General features: G+C 71.7%; 18 protein-coding genes. 7 read left to right on the top strand and 11 right to left on the bottom strand.

The genetic code is table 11. The annotated features are described in order from the left end of the window. Positions 1 to 9 precede the first annotated feature (9 nt). The 3 genes from ABIA38_RS18045 (at position 10) to ABIA38_RS18055 (ending at position 3,933) form a co-directional block, all read left to right on the top strand. Positions 10 to 1,044 carry an RNA ligase family protein gene (locus ABIA38_RS18045; protein WP_424639685.1) on the top strand — a complete coding sequence of 345 codons (1,035 nt, stop codon included), beginning with the start codon at positions 10 to 12 and terminating at the stop codon, positions 1,042 to 1,044. Positions 1,045 to 1,450: 406 nt separating this feature from the next. Next, entirely contained in the window at positions 1,451 to 2,920 is a 1,470-nt protein-coding gene (locus ABIA38_RS18050; protein ID WP_424639686.1) for a phenylacetate--CoA ligase family protein, read from the top strand. Further along, on the top strand, positions 2,917 to 3,933 hold the full coding sequence (locus ABIA38_RS18055; RefSeq protein WP_424639687.1) for a hypothetical protein: 1,017 nt from the start codon (positions 2,917 to 2,919) through the stop codon (positions 3,931 to 3,933). Before ABIA38_RS18050 ends, ABIA38_RS18055 begins: the two co-directional genes overlap by 4 nt. 93 nt (positions 3,934 to 4,026) lie before the next feature. Here the strand turns inward: ABIA38_RS18055 and ABIA38_RS18060 are convergent, their stop codons facing one another. Beyond that, positions 4,027 to 5,643 carry an MFS transporter gene (locus tag ABIA38_RS18060; RefSeq protein WP_424639688.1) on the bottom strand — a complete coding sequence of 539 codons (1,617 nt, stop codon included), beginning with the start codon at positions 5,641 to 5,643 and terminating at the stop codon, positions 4,027 to 4,029. A gap of 157 nt (positions 5,644 to 5,800) precedes the next feature. On the opposite strand from ABIA38_RS18060, the gene ABIA38_RS18065 reads away from it, so the two are divergent. From ABIA38_RS18065 to ABIA38_RS18075, 3 genes are all read left to right on the top strand, one after another. Then, complete coding sequence (locus ABIA38_RS18065) at positions 5,801 to 6,418, top strand: helix-turn-helix domain-containing protein (RefSeq protein WP_424639689.1); 618 nt, start codon at positions 5,801 to 5,803, stop codon at positions 6,416 to 6,418. Positions 6,419 to 6,545: 127 nt separating this feature from the next. Beyond that, the gene (locus tag ABIA38_RS18070) at positions 6,546 to 7,418 is read left to right on the top strand and encodes a class I SAM-dependent methyltransferase (protein ID WP_424639690.1); all 873 of its coding nucleotides are present in this window, start codon (positions 6,546 to 6,548) and stop codon (positions 7,416 to 7,418) included. Between the two features lie 252 nt (positions 7,419 to 7,670). Beyond that, positions 7,671 to 8,486: a class I SAM-dependent methyltransferase gene (locus tag ABIA38_RS18075; RefSeq protein ID WP_424639691.1), complete on the top strand. Its 816-nt coding sequence runs from the start codon at positions 7,671 to 7,673 to the stop codon at positions 8,484 to 8,486. Between the two features lie 61 nt (positions 8,487 to 8,547). Here the strand turns inward: ABIA38_RS18075 and ABIA38_RS18080 are convergent, their stop codons facing one another. The 10 genes from ABIA38_RS18080 to ABIA38_RS18125 form a co-directional block, all read right to left on the bottom strand. After that, on the bottom strand, positions 8,548 to 10,149 hold the full coding sequence (locus ABIA38_RS18080) for an amidase family protein (RefSeq protein WP_424639692.1): 1,602 nt from the start codon (positions 10,147 to 10,149) through the stop codon (positions 8,548 to 8,550). Between the two features lie 261 nt (positions 10,150 to 10,410). Then, entirely contained in the window at positions 10,411 to 11,346 is a 936-nt protein-coding gene (locus ABIA38_RS18085; protein ID WP_424639693.1) for an urease accessory protein UreD, read from the bottom strand. Continuing rightward, entirely contained in the window at positions 11,343 to 11,975 is a 633-nt protein-coding gene (gene ureG / locus ABIA38_RS18090; RefSeq protein WP_424639694.1) for an urease accessory protein UreG, read from the bottom strand. The genes ABIA38_RS18085 and ureG overlap by 4 nt, the downstream gene beginning before the upstream one ends. Positions 11,976 to 12,061: 86 nt before the next feature. Further along, positions 12,062 to 12,766 carry an urease accessory protein UreF gene (locus tag ABIA38_RS18095; protein ID WP_424639695.1) on the bottom strand — a complete coding sequence of 235 codons (705 nt, stop codon included), beginning with the start codon at positions 12,764 to 12,766 and terminating at the stop codon, positions 12,062 to 12,064. Continuing rightward, positions 12,763 to 14,487 carry an urease subunit alpha gene (gene ureC, locus ABIA38_RS18100; protein ID WP_424639696.1) on the bottom strand — a complete coding sequence of 575 codons (1,725 nt, stop codon included), beginning with the start codon at positions 14,485 to 14,487 and terminating at the stop codon, positions 12,763 to 12,765. The genes ABIA38_RS18095 and ureC overlap by 4 nt, the downstream gene beginning before the upstream one ends. Further along, positions 14,484 to 14,900, bottom strand: coding sequence for an urease subunit beta (locus tag ABIA38_RS18105; protein ID WP_424639697.1), 417 nt, complete (start codon positions 14,898 to 14,900; stop codon positions 14,484 to 14,486). The genes ureC and ABIA38_RS18105 overlap by 4 nt, the downstream gene beginning before the upstream one ends. 18 nt (positions 14,901 to 14,918) lie before the next feature. Then, positions 14,919 to 15,821: a sirohydrochlorin chelatase gene (locus ABIA38_RS18110; protein ID WP_424639698.1), complete on the bottom strand. Its 903-nt coding sequence runs from the start codon at positions 15,819 to 15,821 to the stop codon at positions 14,919 to 14,921. Positions 15,822 to 15,824: 3 nt separating this feature from the next. Further along, positions 15,825 to 16,130 carry an urease subunit gamma gene (locus ABIA38_RS18115; protein WP_424639699.1) on the bottom strand — a complete coding sequence of 102 codons (306 nt, stop codon included), beginning with the start codon at positions 16,128 to 16,130 and terminating at the stop codon, positions 15,825 to 15,827. Continuing rightward, the gene (locus tag ABIA38_RS18120; RefSeq protein WP_424639700.1) at positions 16,127 to 17,143 is read right to left on the bottom strand and encodes an urea transporter; all 1,017 of its coding nucleotides are present in this window, start codon (positions 17,141 to 17,143) and stop codon (positions 16,127 to 16,129) included. The genes ABIA38_RS18115 and ABIA38_RS18120 overlap by 4 nt, the downstream gene beginning before the upstream one ends. Before the next feature lie 399 nt (positions 17,144 to 17,542). Continuing rightward, positions 17,543 to 18,220: a ScbR family autoregulator-binding transcription factor gene (locus ABIA38_RS18125; RefSeq protein WP_424639701.1), complete on the bottom strand. Its 678-nt coding sequence runs from the start codon at positions 18,218 to 18,220 to the stop codon at positions 17,543 to 17,545. Positions 18,221 to 18,379: 159 nt separating this feature from the next. On the opposite strand from ABIA38_RS18125, the gene ABIA38_RS18130 reads away from it, so the two are divergent. Continuing rightward, positions 18,380 to 19,306 carry a ScbA/BarX family gamma-butyrolactone biosynthesis protein gene (locus ABIA38_RS18130; RefSeq protein WP_424639702.1) on the top strand — a complete coding sequence of 309 codons (927 nt, stop codon included), beginning with the start codon at positions 18,380 to 18,382 and terminating at the stop codon, positions 19,304 to 19,306. The last annotated feature ends 123 nt before the right edge of the window (positions 19,307 to 19,429 follow it).

Here is a 19,429-nt window from a genome sequence, read left to right on the forward strand (position 1 = left end):
GATTTCCGTATGGTCGAGGCTGTGTCCGGTGGTTCCGGTTTGTTGCCCTACCCCAAGATCGCCGCGAAGGTGCGGCTCGGGATGGTCGGGGGGCGGGAGTGGGTGGCGCTGGAGAAGGTACACGGGGCGCATTTCGCGGTGGTGTGCGACGACTTCGGGGTGCGGCCGGCGAAGCGGCGGGAGTTGTTGGCCGACGAGTTGTTGGACGAGTTCTTCGGGGTCAGCCGGATCTGGCCGAGACTGTCCGTGGCCGCCGCGCGATTCGCCGCATCGGTGCGTGCGGTGTGCGGCGACGGGGCCGCGGTGACCATCTACGGGGAGCTGGCCGGCGGGTGTTACCCGCATCCGGATGTCGCCGCGGATCCCGGGTTCGAGCCCGTGCAGACCGGCGTCTGGTACGCGCCGGATCTGCACTGGTTGTTGTTCGACGCGGTGGTGGAGGGCGCGGACGGGCGTTGCTGGCTCGCCGACCGGGCGTTGCGCGAAGCCGCGGCGGACGCCGGGTTGTGCTGCGTACCGGTGCTCGGGCACGGGTCGTTGCACGCACTGCAGCAGTTGCCCGTCGTCTTTCCCAGCCTGGTGCCCGGCTTGCTCGGGTTGCCTGCGATCGTGGACAACCTTGCCGAGGGGTACGTGCTCAAGCCCGCCGGGGAATGGCGGGAGCGCGACGCCGCCCGGCCGGTGGCCAAGGTGAAGCAGGACGGCTTCGCCGAGGACGAGCGCTTCGCCGGCTCCCGGCCCTACCTGGCGCCGCCGCAGGGCGCGGCCGGCGTACCCGCGTGGCTGTTGGTCCAGGCCGCGGCACTGCTCACCCCGGCCCGGGCGGCGGCAGCGGTGAGCAAGCTCGGGCCGCGTGCCCCGGTCGACGCCGTGGCCGAGGAGCTCACCCGGGATGTGGCGGAGGAGATCGCCGACGCGGTGGGCGGGCTGCCGGATGGGCAACTGCGCGAGCTGACCCGGGTACTCGGGCCGGGCGCCCGTGCCCTCGCCGACTTCGACGCCGCCGAACGCCGGGCCGCGCGGCCCGGCCGTGGCGGAAAATAGCGGTCCGGCCGAGGTACCACCACCCCGGCACCCCGAGCGCGCGTCGAATCGCCGACGCCAGCTCGAACGAGCCGAAGAACAAAGGGAATTGGCTATTCCGTAAGGCCGGCGAAGAGCGGGCTTCGGGGTGGAAGTCAAGAGGGCGCGGGTGATGATTTCGTACGTGTGCCTTCCCTATGCTGACGCCACCCGCGACCGGAACGGTGGCGGGCGATTCATCAGGCATCGGTCGTAGTTCGGCCGCCGATCCGGGGAGGGCACCATGATGATCAAGCACTATGTGAAGTACGCGCTGAGCACGCTCACCGCGGCCATGTTCCAGGCCATGGTGTAGCCGCTCACCCAGCGAAGTCCCGGCCTGGGCCGGGCGTACGACAGCCCGGTCCGGGTCCTTCAGGAGGCCACCGTGTTCGGCACCGCCTTGAGCCAACTCCGTTACGGGGCCTCGATTTTGCTCAACCGCCCGATCCACACCGTCGACCTCGACCGGATCGCCCGCGATCTGGTGCGCACCCTCGACGAATTCGGCGAACCCGGCGCCGATTCCGCGCTGTTGCCCGGCCAGGCCGCGCAGGTCGACCCCGCCGTACGCACCTCGGTGACCGGCCGCAGTCTGCGCGCCACCGCCTGCGCCGCCGCGCGGCACACCGCCTACTACCGCCGGGTGTTCGACCGACTCGGTACGCGTCCCGAGGACATCACCCTCGACACGTGGGCGCGGGTGCCGGTCACGCCCAAGAAGGATCTGCGCGGCCTGCCCGCCGCGTTCGTCTCCGCCGCGGCCAACCCCGTGCTGATGGCCTCGACCACCGGCACCAGCGGCACCCCCACGGCGGTCTGGTTCTCCCGCGCCGACCTCGACGTCTGTGTCGCGATGAGCACCATCTCGGCCACGTTGGGCCTGGGCCTGCGGCGCCGGCACGTGCTCGCCTACGCGGGCTGCTCCCGGGCCACACTGTCCCTGCTCAACACCGAGGAATCGGTGACCCGGGTCGGCGCGTCGTTCCTCCAGTTCGGCACCATCGACCCGACCGTGGCACTGGATCGGCTGGCCGCTCCGCTGGGACTGCCCGGCAAGGCCGACCGGGTCACCCACCTGATCGCCTCCGCCTCCTACCTGGCCGCACTCGTCGAGGAGGCCGAACAGGGCGGGTGGCGTACGGCGGACTTCGGTCTCGAAACCATCGTGGTGGGCGGCGAGGTACTGTCCGACCCCCTGCGCGAGCGCGCCGAGGCGGCCCTGGGCGGGACGGTGACCAGCTCGTACCTGATGACCGAGACCGCCCCCGCCGGCGCCACGCACTGCCGGTCCGGCCATCTCCACTTCACCACCGAGTTCAGCCACCTGGAACTCCTGGACCCCCGGACCCACGAGCCCACCCCGCCCGGCGAGATCGGCATGATCGTGCAGACCCCCTACACGCCGTATCGCGACTGCACCCTGCTGCTGCGCTACGCCACCGGCGACCTGGTCCGCCGCCCCGCCACCGATCCGGACTGCGAACTCGTCCACCTGCCCGCGACGTCCCCGATCCTCGGGCGTTGGACCGGCCCGCTCAGCACCCGGATCACCACCCGCTCCGTGCTCGAACTCCTGGAGGCGGAACGGGAGATCCCGCTGCCGGCCAGATACGCGCTGATCGAGGAGACGGCCGGCCCGCGGCTGCACGTACTGGCCCGCCCCTCGGCCGACCGGCGTCGATTGCTCGGACGACTGGAGGACCGGGCAACCGCGGCCGGGATGTCGGTGGCCGCGATCGTGGTCCACGAGGATCCCGACGACCTCCCGCCGACCGGGCCGGTGCGGGCCGACCTGCGCGAGCACACCTTCGAGTCGACGGCGAAGTCCCCGGTCGTGAGCGGGAGTTCGCGGTGAACGCGGTCGCGCTGGTGGCGATGACCGGCGGGGTGGCGCTGCTGATCGCGGCCGCGGTCGGCTATCTGACCCGGGTGCGGATGACCCGCCCGCCGGTCGGCGTCTACACGTGGGGGGACACGGCGTTCATGTGCGTCGCGGTGGTCGTGGTGCCGCTGGTCTACCTCGCGCTCCCGTCGTGGGTGGTGGTCGTGGTCTTCGGCCTGGTGCTGTGTACCGCCGTCCAGTTCACCCTGGCACCGGTGGTGGGTGGCCGGACGGCGTGGCTGGTGGCGCTCGCCGGAGCGGCGGCGACCGGGGCGACCGCCGGGCGGCCGTTGCCGGTGATGATCGCGACGGATGTGCTGTTGGTAGTGGCCGTCGTCGGGGTGGCCAACGTGTGGGTGCAGAGCGGGATGCGGGCCGCCCATGTCGCGTTCTTCGCCGGCGGCCTGGCCTGCTACGACGTGATCGCCACGACGCTCACCTCGGTGATGTCGCGGTTCGCGACGCAGGTCCAGGATCTGCCGTTCGCACCGGCGCTGGCGCTCACCCGGGGCGAACATCCGGTCTCGCTCGGGCTCGGCGACGTGCTCATGCTCGTGCTCTACCCGCTCGTGTCGGCCAAGGCGTTCGGTCGGGCGGCGGCGCTGGTCGCGGCCGGGGTCGGCCTGGCGGTCACCGGCGTGGTGAGTGTGCTGTTCGCGCGCGACGTACTCACCGCAGGATTCCCGCTGTTGACGGCCCTCGGCCCGCTGATCGTCGCGCAGTATGTCTACTGGCGGCGCGCCACCGGCGGGGAACGTTCCGTCGCCCGCTGGCGGTCCGGCGACCCCGTTCGTACCGCCGCCGAGGCCCGGATCACCCCGGACCCACTCGTCGGCCAAGCCCTCGACGTCCCCGTTCCGGAGGATGTCCCCGAGGGCCACTGGATCGCGATCGAAGCCGGCGAGGTGGTCGGCACCGGCCCCACCGCCGGCCTCGCCCGCCGCGCCGCCGCCGGCCGCGGGTCACCGCTGGTACGCCAGGTGTAACGGCACGCGGGTCGGCCGGCCCGGCGACGTCGCCGGGCCGGACACCGGCGAGGCACGAGCGGTCTGCTTGCCGTGCGCCCGGCTCCCGGGCGGTCAGCGGGCGGCGACGGTCTCGGTGGCTTCGGCTTCCGTCTCGTCCGCGACGGCGGGGGCCGTGTTCCCGTTCCTTCTCCTGCTCCTCGGGCCGAGGAGGGTGACGTAGAGGAAGAGAGCGCCCATCACGGCGACGCCCGCCCACATCGCCTGCTGCCAGCCGTCGACGAAGGACTGCCGGGCGGCGTGGATCAGGTCCGGCGCGTGCGGGCCGGAGTTGCCCGCCACCTCGACGGCGTTGGCGATGCCTTCCCGGGCGGTGTCCGCGGCCCCCTGGGGGATGCCGTGCAGCCTGTCGTCGATGGCGCTGCGGTAACCGGCGGACAACAACGCGCCGAGCAGGGCGACGCCCAGTGCGGTGCCGAATTCGCGGGTGACGTCGTTGAGCGCGGAGGCGACGCCCTGCTTCTCGCGCGGCAGCGAACCGGTGATGGCCTCGGTGGACGGGGTCATCGACAGGCCCATGCCGATGCCCATGGCGAGCATGCCGGGCAGCACGGTCGGGTAGCCGCCGTCGACGGAGACGAACAGCGCCATCAGCGCCAGACCGACGCCGGCCAGCGCGATTCCCACGGCCATGGTCGCGCGGGAACCGACATGTGCGGCCAACTTGGGGGCCAGGCCGGAGGCCGTCATCATCATCACGGCCATCGGCATCAGCGCCACCGTGGACAGCAGGCCCGACCAGCCGAGTACGGCCTGGAAGAACGGGAAGAGGACCACCGCGATACCCGCCTGCACGCCGAAGACCACCAGCAGCGTGACCGAGCCGCCGGCCAGGTCGCGCTCCCGGAACAGCCGCACATCCAGCAACGCGGCGTCGCGGCGGTGCAGTTCCCAGGCCACGAAGCCGACGGTGGCGATGAGACCGACGGCGAGGCCGATCAGGACGACGGGGGTGGTCCAGCCGCGTTCGGGGCCTTCCTGCAGGACGAAGATGAGGCCGATCACGGCAACGGTGGAGACCAGCGCGCCGACGGTGTCGAAGCGATGGGCCGAGGTCTCGCGCGAGTCGGGAACCGACTTCACCGTCATCGCCAGCGCGACCGGGACCAGGACCACCGGCAGGACGAACAACCAGCGCCAGTCCGCGACATCGACGAGGAGCGCGGAGAGGAACATGCCCAGGACGCCGCCGCCCCCGGCGACGCCGGTCCACACGCCGATCGCCTTGCCGCGTTGCTCCTCGGGGAAGGTGGAGGTGATGACGGCGAGGGTGATGGGCATGATCATCGCGGCGCCGATACCGGCGGCCACGCGCGCGGCGAGCATGACCTCGGCCGACTGGGCCAGGCCGGCGACAACGCTCGCCGCGCCGAAGACACCCAGCCCGGCGATGAGCATGGGCTTGCGGCCCAGGCGGTCGCCGACGGCGCCGAGCGGCAGCAACAGCGCCGCCAGGGTGAGGGTGTAGATGTTGATGATCCACAGGATCGTGCGCTGCGACGCGCCGAACTCCACGGCCATGTGGGTCTGCGCGACGTTCAGGCCCGACACCGACGCGATGACGGCCATCAGCGCGATGGAGACGGCGATCAGGATCGTGCGCAATCGACGCGCATCGGGTACACCCTCGCCGCCGGCTTTCGCGGCCCGTACGGGCTGGTTCGTACTCATGGATTCCTCTGGATTCCTCTCGAAATGGGCATGCCGAGTCGGCGCCGGAGCAGGGGGAGCGGGGCCGGTCGCCGAGTGAAGGGGTGGTCCCGGACGTCGGGGCCCGTCTGCACACGACGCTAACCGTGCATTGCATATGAGGCATACGATGTTGCCCATGACGCAAGAAAGTGGAGAGCTGGACAGCCTCGTACGCCAACGCATCCGCGCTCTGCGGGTGGCGCAGGGCTGGTCCCTGGAAGAACTGGCCACCCGCGCCCACCTCAGCCAGTCCTCACTGAGCCGCATCGAGAACGGGCAGCGCCGCCTCGCACTGGATCAACTGGTCATTCTGGCCCGCGCCTTGGACACCACGTTGGATCGGCTCGTGGAGACCGCCGACGACGACGTGGTCACCAGCCCGATGATCGACGGCGCGCACGGCTCGATGCGCTGGCCGGTAAAGGGTGACCCCGGGATGAGCGTGGTGCGCCGGCGGATGACCGAACCACCGCCGGAGAACCCGGCGCGGATGCGTGCCCATCCGGGGCGCGAATGGCTCGTCGTCCTGTCCGGCACCGCGATCCTCATGCTCGGCCACCGCCGCTTCCGGGTCGAGACCAACCAGGCCGCCGAGTTCCCCACGATGATGCCGCACGCGATCGGCGCCGAGGGCGGGCCCTGCGAGATCCTCGGCATCTTCGACCGCGATGCCCGCCGCGGCCACCGGCGCGACGACGGCGACGGCGACGGCGACGGTGACGGTGACGGTGACGCCCAGGGCACCGGCGAATGACGGCCCGGGCCGGGCGACGGCCTCCGCGACGGTGAGATCTTGCGCGCCGGGCAGCACGCCCGACCATCGCCTTGCGTAAACGGGAAGAGATCGTGCCGCAGACGCATACTCGGCCTAGCGTGAAGGCATGACCCAAGCGCACCCGCACACCCCCCACCACGGCGCTCCACACGGACGCCACCAGGAGCACGGAACCAATGACCAGGCCGAGATCCTCGACCTGGACGCCGAGGTCCTCGCCGAGCACACAGCCGCCATCACCGCATGGCTGCCGCTGAAGACCGACCCGCGCCGGATCGTGGATCTGGGTTGCGGCACGGGCGCGGGCACCTTCGCCCTCCTCGACCGGTTCCCCGACGCGCACGTCACCGCCGTCGACGCAGCCACCGAACACCTCCGGCGCCTGCGCGAAAAGGCATGCGCCCGCGGCGTGGAGGAGCGCGTGCGCACCGTGCAGGCCGACCTCGACGACCCCGCCTGGCCCGACCTCGGCACACCGGACCTGGTGTGGGCCTCGGCCTCGATGCACCACATGGCCCACCCCGATCGGGCCCTGCGCACGGTCCACGACGCGCTCGCCCCCGGCGGCCTGTTCGCCGTCGTCGAACTGGCCGGCTTCCCCCGCTTCCTGCCCGAAGACGCCCCCGGGGACCGACCCGGCCTGGAAGAGCGCTGCCACGCCGCGACCGACCACTTCCACGCCGAACACGTGCCCCACCGCGGCGCCGACTGGGGCCCGATGCTGACCGCCGCCGGATTCACGGTCGAGGGCGAACGCACCATCACCGTCGACATCGAGGGCTCCGGCAACGAAACGATCGGCCGCTACGCCCTCGGCAGCCTGCAACGCATCCGCGGCGCCGCCGCCGAAACGCTCTCCCCCGAGGACCTCGCCGCACTCGACCAACTCCTCGACACCGCCGGCCCGCACAACATCCTGCGCCGCGACGACCTGGCGCTACGCACCGAACGCACCGTCTGGGCCGCCCGCCGCACCTGATCCCGAACACCCGTGGTCGCGGGTTCGGCGCCCCGGGAGGTCACCGGCGGTCGGGGCGTGCCCGGCCCGGGGGTAGGGACTTCGCGTGGCCGAAGACACGGCGCCGGCGCGGGAGGTGGGTTCGACGACGTGTCCGGATATTGAGATACGCGTCTCATCATTCGGCGTGGCGGCGTATGGTGACCGGCATCGGCTCGCGGCGGGGACGTCGTAGGTGCCGGAACCGCGTACCGACGAGAAGGGGACGACGTCATGTCGAAGGAAACCGCTGTCTACACCCACGGGCACCACGAGTCCGTGCTGCGCTCGCACACCTGGCGGACCGCCGCCAACTCGGCGGCCTATCTCCTCGACTCGCTCAAGCCGCACATGAAGATCCTGGACATCGGCTGCGGACCGGGCACGATCACCGCCGACCTGGCCGCGCTGGTTCCCGACGGCCACGTCACCGGCGTCGACCACGCGCCGGACATACTGGTCCAGGCCCGCGCCACGGCCGCCGAACGGGGCCTGGACAACGTAGAGTTCGCGGTCGCCGACGTGCACGCACTGGACTACCCCGACGACACGTTCTGCGTCGTCCACGCCCACCAGGTGCTGCAACACGTGGGCGACCCGGTGCGGGCACTGCGCGAGATGCTCCGGGTCACCAAGCCGGGTGGGTTCGTCGCCGTCCGCGACGCGGACTACCCGGCGATGGCCTGGTATCCGCCCACCCCCGGCATGGACGAGTGGCTGGACCTCTACCTGCGGGTGGCCCGCGCCAACGGCGGTGCGCCGGACGCCGGTCGACGGCTGAAGTCCTGGGCCCGGCAAGCCGGTTGCACCGACACCACGGCCTCGTCGGGCACCTGGTGCTTCGCCACGGCGGAGGAACGCGCCTGGTGGAGCGGACTGTGGGCGGACCGTACGCTCGCCTCGGCGTACGCGGACCGCGCCGTCGAAGGCGGCCATGCGACGACCGAGCAACTGCACGCGGTATCGGCCGCATGGCGGGAGTTCGGACAACACGAGGACGCGTGGTTCTCCGTCCTGCACGGCGAGATCCTCTGCCGCAAGGCGGCCTGATTCACCCCGACAACGGGGACGGGCCGGCCGGAACACCTCCGGCCGGCCCGTCCCCGTCGGTTCAGCGACCGGCGACCGGCCCCACGGTCGGCAGGTAGCGCGGCGCGCGCCGGGCCGCCAACCGATGCTCGACCGCGGCGCCCAGCGACAGAAGTTCGGCGTCGCGGCGGTCGCCGGCCATCAGCAGCAGGCCGACGGGCAATTCGCCCACGAAACCGGCGGGCACCGACAACGACGGGTAGCCGGCCACCGCCGCCGGGGTCGAGGACGGGATCACGTCATTGTCCCCCCGCGCGCAATCGGTGGTCCAGGCAGGCGGGTTCGTCGGCGACGCGATGGCGTCCAGGCGCAGGCCCGCCAGGGTCTCGTCGATCGACCGCCGGGAGAGGTCGGTCAACTCGGCGCGCATCGCCCGGTACTTCGGGTCGGTCGTGGGCGGCGCGGCCAACGCCTGCTCGAACAACTCCTGACCGGCGAAGCAACTCTGCTCGGCCGGGTGGGTACGGTTGAACTCGATCAACTCGGCAAGGTTGCCCGGCCCCTGCCGAGTGGCCAGGTAGGCGTCGATGTCCCGATGGAACTCGCTGAGCAGCGCCGGGAATTCGAGTTCGGCCAGGCGATCCTGGTAGGGCAGGGTCACCTCGACCACCTCGGCGCCCGCGCTGCGCAGCCGATCCGCCGTACGCGTCATCAGGGCGTCCACGTCCGGCCCGAGCGTGGGCAGCCGCCACAGGCCGACGCGCTTGCCGTGCAGCCCGCCGGGACGCGTCGAGGCGGCCTCGACGGAGAACGAGTCGGCGAGGCGCGGGACGTTGCCGCCGCCGATGACCGCGAGGGTGAGCGCGGCATCGGTCACATTGCGCGCCATGGGTCCGGCGGTGTCCTGCTCGGCCGAGATCGGCACCACGCCGGCCGCGCTGACCAGCCCCAGACTGGGCTTGTGGCCGACCACCCCGTTCGCCCCGGCCGGGCAGACGATCGAGCCGTCCGTCTCGGTGCCGATCGCCACCTGTGCCAACGACGCGGCGAGCGCGGCGCCCGAACCCGCCGACGAACCACAGGGGTTGCGGTCCAACACGTAGGGATTCCGGGTCTGCCCGCCGACCGCCGACCACCCCGAGGTGGGTTTGGCCGCACGGAAGTTGGCCCATTCGGACAGATTCGTCTTGCCGAGGATGACCGCCCCCGCGTCCCGCAACCGGGTCACCAGGACGGCATCGGTGTCCGGCGGGCTCCCGGCCAGCGCCGACGAACCGGCCGTGGACAGCAGACCGCGCGTGTGCACATTGTCCTTGATCAGGACGGGAATTCCGTCGAGCGGACCACGACCGGCGCCGCGCCGACGCCGGGCATCGCTGGCCGCGGCCTGCCGCCGGGCCGTCGGGTCGACGCGCAACACCGCGTTGATCCTCGGATCGACGGTCCTGATCCGCCACAGATAGGCGCCGGTCAGCGCGGCCGAGGTCAACGAACCGTGTGCCATGCGCGCCTGTAACTGCGGGATGGTCACGGTATCGAGATCGATGCCCAACCCGGGCGCCGAAGCCGCGGCCGACGTCGCATCCTCGACACCGGCGGCCTGCGCGGGCGAACCCGGCGCCCCGGTCAGCACGGATCCGGCCAGCAGGGCGGCGAGCAGAGCGGCAACTCTCTTCTTTGTCATGGGAGTCATCGCACTACACGGCGGCGGTCGCGCACAAGCACAGCGTGTTGCGCCGGTCACCGGAACGGTGGCGCGGGAATTCGTTCCAGGACGCCGCCCGCGAAGACGTCGTACAGGGGCCGGGCCCTCCTCGGTGAGCGCACACCCGCCTCGGAGACGGGCAGCTTCCTCGCCGAACCCGCGCAGCTCCGCCTCGACGGTTTCCAATGTGGTCGAGGATGGCCCGGGCCCGCCGGGCCAGGGTCGGGTGCGGCCGGCCGGCTACGACTTGCGCAGGTCCGGGGCCGGGGCGTCGATCAACTCGCGGCGGATGGCGTCCCATACCCGGTACATGCCTCGGCGCAGGGCCGGTGGGTCGTCGGCGAGTACGCGTACCCAGGCGCCGCAGTCGCGGGGGAGGGTGCTTGCCGCCCCGGTCAGGCCGGTGGGGGCGAGGGCCTCGTGCAGGACGTCGGCGATTCGGGTGGGCGGGGCCTTGGGGGTGACCACGTACAGGGAGGCCATCAGGCCGTGGCCGGCGAGTACCGCCGGGCCGGTGACGCCGGTGCCGGTCGGGCCCGGGACCAGGCGTACCGTGTCGACGACCAGCAGGGTGCCGTCCGGGCGGCGGATCTCCAGGTCGGAGGCGTACGCCGCGTAGCGGTTGTGCTCCCCCCGGGCGAGCCGGCCCATCGTGACCGTCTCGCCGAGCAGCACCGTGGCGTCGGGGTCGACGACCACGTGGGTGCGCTGATGGAAGCGGGCGTCCTCGCACAACACGATCGGATCGGGCAGGTACTCCAACCAGGCCCCGGCCTCGACGGTGAGGTACGCGGAGTGGGCGGCGTAGTCGTACTCCATCCGGTGTACCTTCGTCGCCGCCTGGGTGGTCAGGAGCACTGCGGTGTCCGGACCGCACTCGACGTCGAGCCGCTGCCGGTCCGCCTGGATCAGCCCGCCGCCGGTGGACATCAGGTAGGTCACCGCCAGGTCGGGCCGGGCCGGATCGAGGTGCAGCGGGCGGGTGATCTGCAGCGGCGACTTCTGGTAGTGCCGGACGAGTTCGGTACGGCCGGCCCGGGCGGCGAAGCCCAGTTCCAACAGGCCGACCTTGCCCGCGCCGCCGACCGGCACGGTGTCCGGTACGGCCGCGTAGGTCGCCACCTCGGCCGGCGTCCGGGCGGGCTGGTAGTGCGCGGGATCGAGCCGGGTGCTCACGCGGGCATCCGCGTGCTGCCCACCCGATGCGTCTCCAGGAACGCGGCGATGTCGTGGATCCCGTCCCCCGTCAGCGAGTTGGTGAGGATCACCGGCGCCCCGCCGCGCACGTCGAGCGCGTCCCGCTCCATCGACTCCAGATTGGTGCGGACATGGCGGGCGATGTCCACCTTGTTGATCACGAGCAGTTCGCACTCGGTGATCCCCGGGCCGCGCTTGCGCGGCATCTTGTCGCCCTGTCCGGTGTCCAGGACGAACAGGAACAGGTCGACCAGGGCCGGACTGAAGGTGAGGGTGAGATTGTCCCCGCCGCTCTCGTACAGCAGGGTGTCCACGTCGGGGAAACGTTCGAGCATCTCCGCGCCGGCGGCCAGGTTCATCGTCGGATCGTCGCGCACCGCGGTATGCGGACACGCCCCGGTCTCCACTCCGACCACCCGCTCCGGGTCCAGTACGCCGGCGAGGGTGCGGCGCACGTGCTGGGCGTCCTCCTGGGTGTAGATGTCGTTGGTGATCACCGCCGGGCGGCGGCCCTGCTCGATCAGGATCGGCACCAGCGCCTCGATCAGCGCGGTCTTGCCGGAGCCCACGGGGCCGCCGACGCCTACGCGCAATACGTTGTCGGTCATCTGCTCGCTCTCTCGGTGTGGCTGTGCTCGGTGCCTACTTGGTGCTTGCTCTGTGCTTGCTCGATGGACGTGCGCGGCGCGAACCCTCAACTGGCGAACAGGCGTGCCTCGGCTCGTTCATGCCGGCCCGCCATCACGTCCGCCAGCGGTACGCACCCACCCAGGTCGAGGAGTTCGCGCCGCCGGGCCGCGGCGACCACCTCCTCGATCAGCGGTGCCGCCGCGCGCAGCACGACCTGCGCGCTGCGATGATCGGCCAGCCGCAACCGCAGCGCCGCCCCGGTGAAACTGGCGCAGAACGCGAACAGGTCGGCGGTCGCGGCATCTTGCTCCGGGACGCCGGTGGCCGCGTATACGACACCGGCCACGATCGCCTGGCAGCCCGGCGCGGAGCGGCCCGCGACCAGGTCGGCGTAGGGGGTGATGCGCGGCGCCGCGTCGGCGAACACCTCCGGGGTGAGGTCGAGGAGTTGGCGTCCGGTACGCGTCGCGGCGACCCGCTGCTCCCGCCCGAGCTTGCTCGCGTACAGCCGCTCGTCCACCGCGCGTACGCCAGCCCAGTCGGCGGCGCGCGCGGCCCGGTGGGCCAGGACGAGCGCGGTGGTGTCGGCCGGACCGACCGTGTGCCGCAGCAGATCCGCGAGCAACTCGGACAACGTCGCGCGGTCGACCGCCCGCGCCTGTGCGTAGCCCTCCAGGCCGTGCGAGAGGGTGTACAGGCCGCTGGGGAAGGCCGAGTCGGTCAGTTGCAGAGTGACCAGATGGGCGGCCGACCCGGCGGGGGTGCTCATGCGAGGTAGAACAGGTGGTTGAGGGGCAGTTCGCGGGCCGGCTCGATGGTGGCCGGCTCCCCGTCGACGGTGACCTTGTACGTCTCGGGGTCCACCTCGATGTGCGGCGTGGCCGCATTGCGCACCATGTGCTGCTTGCCGATCGACCGGCAGCCGCGCACCGGCGCGATCCGGCGTTGCAGGTCCAGTTCCTTCGGTACGCCGAGGTCGATCGCCGCGCCGGACATGAAGGTCACCGACGTCTCCCGGGCGGCCCGCCCGTAGGCGCCGAACATCGGCCGGTAGTAGACGGGTTGCGGGGTCGGCAGCGACGCGTTGGGGTCGCCCATCAGCGCCCAGTTGACCATCCCACCTTTGACGATCAGTTTGGGCTTGGCGCCGAAGGAATGGATCGGCCACAACACGATGTCGGCGAGTTTGCCCGGTTCGAGCGAGCCGATGGTGTCGGCGGCGCCCACCGCGAGCGCCGGATTGATGGTGAGCTTGGCGAGGTAGCGCAACACGCGGGCGTTGTCGTTGCGTTCGCTGTCCTCGGGAAGTTTCCCGCGCACCGCCTTGCAGTGGTGGGCGGTCTGGAACGCGCGCGCGAAGCTCTCCCCGACCCGGCCCATCGCCTGCGAGTCGGACGAGAAGATGCTGATCACGCCGAGGTCGTGGAGCACCGTCTCGGCCGCGATCGTCTCGGCTCGGACCCGACTGTCGGCGAACGACACGTCCTCGGGCACGTCCCGGCTGAGATGGTGGCACACCATCACCATGTCCAGGAGCTCGTCGACCGAGTTGACGCTGTAGGGGAGCGTGGGATTGGTCGAGGAGGGCAGCACGTTGGGCTCGCCGGCCACGCGCATGATGTCCGGCGCGTGGCCGCCGCCGGCGCCCTCGGTGTGGAAGGTGTGGATGGTCCGGCCGTCGATCGCGGACAGTGTGTCCTCGAAGAAACCGGACTCGTTGAGCGTGTCGGTGTGTACCGCCACCTGGACGTCGTACTCGTCCGCGACCCGCAGCGCGCAGTCGAGCGCGGCGGGCGTCGCGCCCCAGTCCTCGTGCACCTTGAGGCCGGCCACGCCCGCCTCGACCTGCTCGCGCAGCGCCTGCGGCAGGCTGCCGTTGCCCTTGCCCAGGAAGCCGACGTTCACCGGGAGTTCCTCGGCGGCCTGGAGCATCCGGGCGATGTTCCACGGCCCCGGCGTGCAGGTGGTGCCATTGCTCCCGTCGGTGGGACCGGTGCCGCCGCCGAAGAAGGTGGTGATCCCGTTGCTGAGTCCCTCCTGGGCCTGCTGCGGCGAGATGAAGTGGATGTGCGAGTCGATCCCGCCGGGCGTGGCGATCAGGTGCTCCCCGGAGATCACCTCGGTACCGGGGCCGATCAGCAGCTTGGGGTGCACGCCGTCCTGGAGATTCGGATTGCCGGCCTTGCCGACCGCGACGATCAGCCCGGACTTGATCCCGATGTCGCCCTTGACCACGCCCAGGATCGGATCCATGACCACGACGTTGGTGATCACCAGGTCGAGGGCGCCCCGGGCCGAGGTGGCGGCCGGGTCCTGCGCCATGCCGTCGCGGATCGCCTTGCCGCCGCCGTAGACCGCCTCGTCGCCGTAGTTGCCCGCGTTGTGGTCGTACTCGACCTCGACCAGGAGATTGGTGTCGGCCAGGTGGAAGCGGTCCCCGACGGTGGGGCCGAACAGGTCGGTGTATTGCTTGCGGGACAGGATCGTCATCGGGCGCCGTCCTCGGGGGAGTTCGTCTCGGCCGCCGCGGTGCGGTCGGTGCGGAAACCGAGCTCGGCGGCCCGACGCCGGGCCCGGGTGCGGGTGTCGGGCGCGCCGAGGCCGCCGTCGACGAGACCCGCGAAGCCCACCACCCGACGGTTGCCGCCGAACTCGCACAGCACGATGTCCCGGGTGTCGCCCGGTTCGAAGCGCACGGCGGTGCCGGAGGCGATGTCCAGGTGCATCCCGTAGGCGTCGTCGCGGTCGAACTCCAGGGCCCGGTTGACCTCGAAGAAGTGGTAGTGCGAGCCGACCTGGATCGCCCGGTCGCCGGTGTTGCGGACGGTGATCTTGGCGGTGCGTCGGCCGGCGTTGATCTTGATGGGGTCGTCGCCGTAGAGGTATGTCGCCGTGCCTGACATGGCGAGGGTTCCCTTCGGTCAGTGCGTTCGGGCGTGCGGGTGCGCGGGTGCGTGCGCTTGGGTGGGCGTCGGCGTTTGGTGCGGGTGCGGGTGCGGGTGCGGGTGCGGGTGCGGGTGGTCGTGGTGGTCGTCGTGTTCGTGTGTGTGGCCGTGGCCGGCTGCCGCCAGGCCGGTGGCGATTCCGTCGTCGGCGCGGGTTTCGAAGGCGTGTCGCGCGGCGGCGGATCGGGCGGCGAGTACCGCGGAGATCGCGGCCGGGCTCAGCAGCGGACCGGCGCTCGTCGCCGCGCCCGCCGGCTGCGCCGGGTCCTGGCGAGGCGGTGCGACGGCGGCGAATCCCGCGCCCACCACGGTGATTCGTGCGGCGCCGAGCCGGCGGCAGCGGTCCAGGCCCTCGGCGAGATCGGGATCGCCGGCCAGGTACGCGGTCTCCACCAGGCGGTGCCGGCCGTACTGCCGGACCAGGCGGGCGACCCGGCTCAGTTCGGCGTCCGGGTCCGGCCCGGCCGCGTGCGCGGCGATCAGCACGGCGTCGTCGGCGCCGAGCACGGTCCGCCGGGCGGCGGCGCGCAACCACCCGATCAGATGCTCGGTCGTGCCGAACGGTTGGGCGAGCAGCACCCGGCCGGCCGGCAGCGCGGCCAGGGTCCGCGCGGTGTCCGCGACCAGTTCGAGGTCCCGGCCGAGGGTCATCGGCACGACGCAGATCGGCGCGGGCACCCCCGTCGCGGACTTCGCCGGCGCGGACACCCCCGGCGCGGTGACCGGACCCGGTCCGCCGGCCGAGTCCGTGAGCAGCGCGGTGAGCGCGCGCAGCAGCGGGCGGCCGGTCGGGCACACCAGGGTGTCCGGGTGCGGCCGGGCGTAGTCGGCCAGTTCGCCGCCGGCGGCGCTCTCGTGGCCGCCGACCAGGACGAGCACCGGTCAGGCCCCGATCGGGTCGTGGCAGGTCACCAGTTTGGTGCCGTCCAGGAACGCCGCCTCCACCTGCAACATCCCGAGCATCTCGCGCACCCCGGTCATCACGTCCGCACTTGTGAGCACCTGCTTGCCGACCTCCATGCACTCCGCGACGGTGCGCCCGTCCCGGGCCCCTTCCAGGATCGCCTCGCTGATCAGTGCGGCGGCCTCGCTGTAGTTGAGCTTCAGGCCGCGGCCACGACGTTTGCGGGCCAGTTCGGCCACCACGTAGATGTGTAGTTTGTCGATTTCGCGTGGGGCGAGGTTCACGGTCGATCGCCTTTCGGGGCAACGGAGTCGGACCGGGCGGGCGACGGGGTCCGGGGGGTGGGGGTGCGGCGGGCGTCGAGTTCCTCGGCCGGTTCGGGAGCGCGCCGGCGCAGCCGGGGCAGGGCCGGGGTCGCGGCCAGGAACAACCAGGTGGTCAGTACGAACGGCCAGGTGTACACGCTGCCGTGGAGGGGGGTGAGGGCCTGTTTCAGGGTGCCCGTCAGTACCACGCTCAGCAGTACGCCGAGCAATGTGCAACCGGCGCCGGCCGGGCCGAGGACGAGGAAGGTCGCGCCGAGCGCGATGCCGACCAGGACCGCGTTGTATCCGTACAGCCCGGCGGTGATCTGGTCGGTCGGCGCGCCCAGGGCCCAGGCCGCCAGTACCGCGACCGCGCCTGCGCCGGCCGCCGCGCCGGCCACGGTGCGACCGGCGATCAGCAGGCCGAGCAGCATGAGCAGGCCCACGTACCACTGGTCGAGCAGGAAGACCTGGGCGAAGCTCGCGCCGAACGCGCGGCCCGCGTCGAGCACCGACAGATGCCCGGTCGCGCCGGGCGAGGACACCGCCGCGGCGGGCTCGGCGCCGGGCGTGCGCAGGTGCCGGAAACCGGCCGAGGCCAGGGTCAGCAGTTCGGCGACGATACAGAACGGTGCGGTCAGTACGGGCACTCCGAGCCCGCGCAGCGCATGCCCCAGGGCGGCGGTCAGCACGGTGCTCGTTGCCGCGCCGAGCACGGCCACCAGGACGCTCGCCGGCGTGGCGCCGAGCAGGACGACCACCGCGATGCCGGTCAGGCAACCGGAGTAACCCTGTAGACCACGCTCGACGGCGCCGCGCTCCACGCCGAGCAGCAGCGCGGTGCCGGTGGCCGCGACGGTGCCGATCAGGCCGTAGGTGCCGACGCGCCAATCGCCGACGAACAGCGCGACGGCGAACACCAGTCCGGTCCACGGATTGCCGACGAGATCGACCTGGGCGATCCCGCGCAACAACGTACGTAACGCAGTCATGGTGGGTCACCCTTCCTCCCCCACGTCCCGATGCGGGGCGCCTGGCAGGGCAGCGGGGAGGGGCGGTCCACCGAGGCCCACCGGTCGTTGGTCGACCGCCGGGGCGGGACGCTACTCCGGAGAGGATCGGTTGACAACGCACGCCCAACCACTCACGCGGCGTTCCGGCGTGATGGCAAAGTCGCTGTGGGTAGCTGATCGTTGCGCTGTCCGGGCGGCGCGCGGGGCGCGACCTCCGGGGCAGCCTTCGACCATGGCAAATCTTTGACAGTTTGTTGAACAAGCCGGTGGCAGGCTTCCGGAAGGAAGTGTTCAGGCCCGCCGGCAACCCGCCGACGGGCCATGCGTGTTGGCCTCGAACCGACCCCGGGGGGCGGTTCGGCTCGCCGGGACGCGAAGCTATTCGGCGCCCACGCACACCCTCGGGCTCGCCCGTTCGTCGTAGTCGTTCGCCGCGTCGGCCAGGGCTCGGGCCAGGGTGTCCTCGGTGCGCAGCGGATCGGCGAGCAGGGCCGGCAGCAACAGGCGCCACAGATCGGTCAGGTCGCTCTCGATGTCGGCGCGCCCGGAGAGCGCGTCGGAGACCGTGTGGACGCCGAAGAAGGCGTGGATGATCGACCGGGCCGCCGCCGTCGGATCGACCCGGTCCGCGAGGTCGCCCTCCTCGCGCGCCCGGTCCAACAGCGTGTGCGCGGCGGCGATCCAGCCCACGAAGGGGGTCGGCAGGCAAGCGTCGATGGAGTAGCGCTCGCCCCACAACCGGGCGCCGCCGCGGACCACCGGGTCGTCCCGAAAGGCCCGGGCCACCGCGAAGCTCAGTCGCACCAGGCCCGCCAACGCGGGCCCGCCGGCCCGGGTTTGCCGCTCGATGAGCACCGGCCAGGTGGCGAAGTGCGCCTCGACGACCGCACGGGCCAGGGCGTCCTTGTTGGCGAAGTGGAAATAGATCGCGCCGCTGGTGAGTCCCGACGCGTTGCTGATGTCGCTGATGCTCGTACCCGCGAAGCCCCGCTCGTGGAACAGGCGTGCCGCCGTCTCCAAAAGGGCTCGGCGAGTGGCCCCTGCCCGTGCCTGCACGTGCTGCCTCCAGGTCGGATATGTGCGTGGAAAACCGATGTTGAGCGGCCGGTGCCGGGGCCGGCCGGCACCCCGGGACGACGGCGCGCCGGGCGCGTGTCGGTGCGATCGTGCGAGGACGACATGCACCTTCCCGGCCGCTGGGTTCTGCTTGTACTCATGACTACCTTTGGCGACGGCACGGCACCCTCGGCACTTGCGACGAGGCCGCTGAGTTGGTCGCGCACCGTGCCACGCGAGTCGGTACACCGGGACGCGGTGGCCGAGGTGTTGCTCAACGACGTGGTCCGACTCTCGGACACGGCCTTCCTGACCGCGGCCCAGTGGCCACGCTCGCACCCCACGTTCCACCCCGCGGGCGACGGTGGACACAGTCGGCTGATGATCGTGGAAACCCTTCGCCAACTGGGGATCTTCATCCCGTCGCAGTTCTTCTCGGTGCCGCTGGAGGCACATTTTCTGATCAAGGACCTGTTCTACGGGGTCGATGTCGACACGGAGCCACGTTTGCGGGGCGGCGCCACCGATATCACCTGTTTGGCCGAGGTCGACGACCTGCGCCGCACCCGCGACGGGCGCGGACTCCGCGGATTGCGGCTGCGCGTGCGCCTGTCGGTCGGGCGGACGAGCTTCGCCCGCGCGGGCGGCAACGCGCGGTTCGTGGACCCGCGCGCCTACGCCGCGCTGCGCGCCGGATCGCCGCCGGCGGCGCGAGCGTCGCGGGCCTGCGGCCGGCCGACGCCCGAGGCGGTGGACGCGGTGTTGCCCCGCGATGTGCTGTTGGCGCACGCCGAGGGCGGAACCCTCGAACTCGACCCCGCCGATCACCTGCATCCGTTCTTCTTCGATCACGCCAGCGACCACGTGCCCGGAATGGTGCTCGTCGAGGCCGCCCGGCAGGCGATCGCGATCGTCAGCGACGGCGAGTTGTTGCGACCGACCACATTTCGGCTGCGGACCCCGCAGTTCACCGAGTTCGACCCGCCCGCACGGGTCGAGTGCGTCCTGCACCGCGGCCGGCAGGCCTCGTTCCGCTTCGTCCAGGGTGCACGCCATACGGCGGTGGGAGCGCTGCGCTACGGCTGAGGAACCCCCTCCCGACACGCTGACAGGGAGTGGTTGCTTGTAAGCACAGAGTATTCGACCTAACGTAATGATCGTTATGTTTCGGGTCGACGTGCCCGCATCTTTCGATCGGACGGCTCATCG

Origin of the sequence: Embleya sp. AB8, assembly GCF_049739465.1 — a bacterium.
Classification (GTDB): domain Bacteria; phylum Actinomycetota; class Actinomycetes; order Streptomycetales; family Streptomycetaceae; genus Embleya.

Excerpts from the sequence above, each read along its gene's own strand:
- ABIA38_RS18075 (WP_424639691.1), top strand. The coding sequence starts at position 7,671 with ATGTCGAAGGAAACCGCTGTCTACACCCACGGGCACCACGAGTCCGTG.
- ABIA38_RS18120 (WP_424639700.1), bottom strand. The coding sequence starts at position 17,143 with ATGACTGCGTTACGTACGTTGTTGCGCGGGATCGCCCAGGTCGATCTC.
- ABIA38_RS18060 (WP_424639688.1), bottom strand. The coding sequence starts at position 5,643 with ATGAGTACGAACCAGCCCGTACGGGCCGCGAAAGCCGGCGGCGAGGGT.
- ABIA38_RS18070 (WP_424639690.1), top strand. The coding sequence starts at position 6,546 with ATGACCCAAGCGCACCCGCACACCCCCCACCACGGCGCTCCACACGGA.
- ureG (WP_424639694.1), bottom strand. The coding sequence starts at position 11,975 with ATGACCGACAACGTATTGCGCGTAGGCGTCGGCGGCCCCGTGGGCTCC.
- ABIA38_RS18105 (WP_424639697.1), bottom strand. The coding sequence starts at position 14,900 with ATGTCAGGCACGGCGACATACCTCTACGGCGACGACCCCATCAAGATC.
- ABIA38_RS18095 (WP_424639695.1), bottom strand. The coding sequence starts at position 12,766 with ATGAGCACCCCCGCCGGGTCGGCCGCCCATCTGGTCACTCTGCAACTG.
- ABIA38_RS18045 (WP_424639685.1), top strand. The coding sequence starts at position 10 with ATGGTCGAGGCTGTGTCCGGTGGTTCCGGTTTGTTGCCCTACCCCAAG.
- ureC (WP_424639696.1), bottom strand. The coding sequence starts at position 14,487 with ATGACGATCCTGTCCCGCAAGCAATACACCGACCTGTTCGGCCCCACC.
- ABIA38_RS18130 (WP_424639702.1), top strand. The coding sequence starts at position 18,380 with ATGACTACCTTTGGCGACGGCACGGCACCCTCGGCACTTGCGACGAGG.
- ABIA38_RS18080 (WP_424639692.1), bottom strand. The coding sequence starts at position 10,149 with ATGACAAAGAAGAGAGTTGCCGCTCTGCTCGCCGCCCTGCTGGCCGGA.
- ABIA38_RS18065 (WP_424639689.1), top strand. The coding sequence starts at position 5,801 with ATGACGCAAGAAAGTGGAGAGCTGGACAGCCTCGTACGCCAACGCATC.